This is a genomic window from Ruegeria sp. YKSD163, assembly GCF_059612905.1.
Window position 1 is genome coordinate 1 of the sequence record NZ_JBXWRM010000049.1, and the last position, 2,943, is coordinate 2,943.

The 2,943-nt window shown below is 65.4% G+C and carries 3 protein-coding genes; all 3 read right to left on the minus strand.

Features of this window, described 5'->3' with window-relative positions; genetic code table 11:
• Window position 1 precedes the first annotated feature (1 nt).
• The gene (gene folD / locus AC2FNA_RS24095) at window positions 2-892 is read right to left on the minus strand and encodes a bifunctional methylenetetrahydrofolate dehydrogenase/methenyltetrahydrofolate cyclohydrolase FolD (RefSeq protein ID WP_496830957.1); all 891 of its coding nucleotides are present in this window, start codon (window positions 890-892) and stop codon (window positions 2-4) included.
• Window positions 893-955: 63 nt separating this feature from the next.
• Window positions 956-1,261, minus strand: coding sequence for a chorismate mutase (locus AC2FNA_RS24100; RefSeq protein ID WP_496830959.1), 306 nt, complete (start codon window positions 1,259-1,261; stop codon window positions 956-958).
• Window positions 1,262-1,320: 59 nt separating this feature from the next.
• On the minus strand, window positions 1,321-2,943 hold a 1,623-nt coding region (locus tag AC2FNA_RS24105; protein WP_496830961.1), incomplete at its 5' end, for a formate--tetrahydrofolate ligase.

Genomic DNA, 2,943 nt, shown 5'->3' on the forward strand with positions numbered 1-2,943 from the left:
CTCACGGAGTAAGTCCCTTTGGTTCTGTGAGTTTGTTTGCGCGAGTGCATGCGGTGAGGGTGTTGGCGAGCAGGCAGGCGATGGTCATGGGGCCGACGCCGCCGGGGACGGGGGTGATGGCGCCCGCCACCTCGGCGCAGCTGTCGTAGTGGACATCGCCCACCAGCTTGGTCTTGCCGTCGCGCTCGATCCGGTTGATGCCCACATCGATCACCGTGGCGCCCGGTTTGATCCAGTCGCCGGGCACCATTTCGGGCCGGCCCACCGCGGCCACCACGATATCGGCGCGGCGCACCACATCGGCCAGGTCCTTTGTGCGGCTATGGGCGATGGTCACCGTGCAGCTGTCGCCCAGCAAGAGTTGCGCCATCGGCTTGCCCACGATGTTGGAGCGCCCGATCACCACCGCGTCCATCCCCGAGAGCGACCCGTGATGGTCGCGCAGCATCATCAGACAGCCGAGCGGCGTACAGGGCACCATGCTTTTCTGCCCGGTGCCCAGAAGCCCCACGTTCGAGATATGGAACCCGTCCACATCCTTGGCCGGATCGATGGCGTTGATCACCAGGTCCTCGTCCAGATGGCCGGGCAGCGGCAGCTGCACCAGGATGCCATGCACGTCCGGGTCACCATTCAGCCGGTCGATCAGCGCCAGCAGATCCGCCTCGGAGGTGTCGGCGTCGAGCTTGTGTTCATACGAGTTCATGCCGACCTCGACGGTCTGCTTGCCCTTGGAGCGCACATAGACCTGGCTGGCCGGGTCCTCGCCCACCAGCACCACCGCCAGGCCGGGGGTGATGCCATGCCCGGCCTTCAGCTCTGCCACATGTTCCGCCACCTGGCCCCGTATCCGGGCCGCAAAGGCCTTGCCGTCAATCACAGTTGCTGCCATTTGCTCTCTTCCTTGTTGCCGCCTTGATGCCGCCTTGTTGCCGCGCCCGCCCTGGCCCGGCCTTCATACTTCCCGGATCACCCGCGCCTCGCGGGCGATCGACCAGTCCACCAGCTGCCGCCACAGATCCTCGATCAGGCCGGGGTCCAGCCCCTGGCCTTCGGCGGCGGCGCGGGCGTTCATCACCACTTCCTCGACCCGCTCGGGGATCCGCGCGGGCCAGCCATTGCCCTGTTTCAGCTCCACCGCCCGGTCGATGTAACCCGCCCGCGCGGCCAGCAGGGTGATCAGCTCGCGGTCCAGCCGGTCGATCTGGTCTCGCAGGCTGGCCATGTCGCCACAGGCTTCCGGCGGGATGGATGTCGTCATGTCTTGAAACTCTCACGGCCCGGGATCGGTCCCGGGCCGTGAATTGCGCATATCGCGGCTCAGAACAAGCCCTCGATCTGGCCCGCGTCATTCAGCCGGATGGTCTCCGCCGCCGGTTTGCGCGGCAGGCCCGGCATCGTCATGATCTCGCCGCAGACCACCACGATAAAGCCCGCGCCCGCGCTGAGGCGCACCTCGCGCACCGGCACCGAATGGCCCGTCGGCGCGCCGCGCCGGTTCGGGTCGGTGGTAAAGGAATACTGGGTCTTGGCCATGCAGACCGGCAGGTTGCGATACCCGGCCTCTTCCCATTCCTTCAGCTGGTTGCGGATCTTCTGATCGGCCAGCACCTCGTCGGCGCGATAGATGCGCTTGGCGATGGTCTCGATCTTCTCGAACAGGCCCATGTCGTCGGGATAGATCGGGGCAAAGTTCGCCTTGCCCGAATCGGCCAGCTCGACAACCTTGCGCGCCAGCGCCTCGGAGCCCTCCGAGCCCAGCTCCCAATGGCGCGACAGCACCGCCTCGACCCCGTGATTGGCGCAATAGTCCCTGACCGCCTGCACCTCGGCATCGGTATCGGTGACGAAATGGTTGATCGCCACCACCACCGGCACGCCGAAGGATTTGACGTTCTCGATATGGCGGCCCAGGTTGGCGCAGCCCTTGTTGACCGCGGCCACGTTTTCCGCGCCCAGATCACCCTTGGCCACGCCGCCGTTCATCTTCATCGCGCGCACGGTCGCCACCAGCACCACCGCCGAAGGCGCGATCCCGGCCTTGCGGCACTTGATGTTCATGAACTTCTCGGCGCCCAGGTCGGCGCCGAACCCGGCCTCGGTCACCACGTAATCGGCAACCTTCAGCGCCGTCTTGGTGGCAATGACCGAGTTGCAGCCATGCGCGATATTGGCGAACGGGCCGCCATGCACAAAGGCGGGGTTGTTCTCCAGCGTCTGCACCAGGTTGGGCTGCATCGCGTCCTTCAACAGCACGGTCATCGCGCCCTCGGCCTTGATGTCACGGCAATAGACCGGGCTCTTGTCCCGGCGATAGGCCACGATGATGTCGCCCAGGCGCTTCTCAAGGTCCTTCAGGTCCTTGGCCAGGCACAGGATCGCCATCACTTCCGAGGCCACGGTAATGTCGAACCCCGCCTCGCGCGGGAAGCCGTTCGAGACCCCGCCCAGCGAGCAGGTGATCTGCCGCAGCGCCCGGTCGTTCATGTCCACCACACGACGCCACACCACCCGGCGGGTGTCGATATCGGCCTCGTTGCCCCAATAGATGTGGTTGTCGATCATCGCGCTCAGCAGGCTGTGGGCGCTGGTGATCGCGTGAAAATCGCCGGTGAAATGCAGGTTCATCTCTTCCATCGGCACGATCTGCGCATAGCCGCCCCCGGCAGCACCCCCCTTCATGCCGAAGTTCGGCCCCAGAGACGCCTCGCGGATACAGATCATCGCGTTCTTGCCGATCCGGTTCAGACCGTCGCCCAGACCAACCGTGGTCGTGGTCTTGCCCTCGCCCGCAGGCGTCGGGTTGATCGCCGTCACCAGGATCAGCTTGCCATCCGCGCGGTCCTGAACCGAATCGATGAACCCCTGGCTCACCTTCGCCTTGTCATGACCATAAGGCAGCAACTCCTCCGCCCCGATCCCCAGCTTCGCGCCAATCTCCAA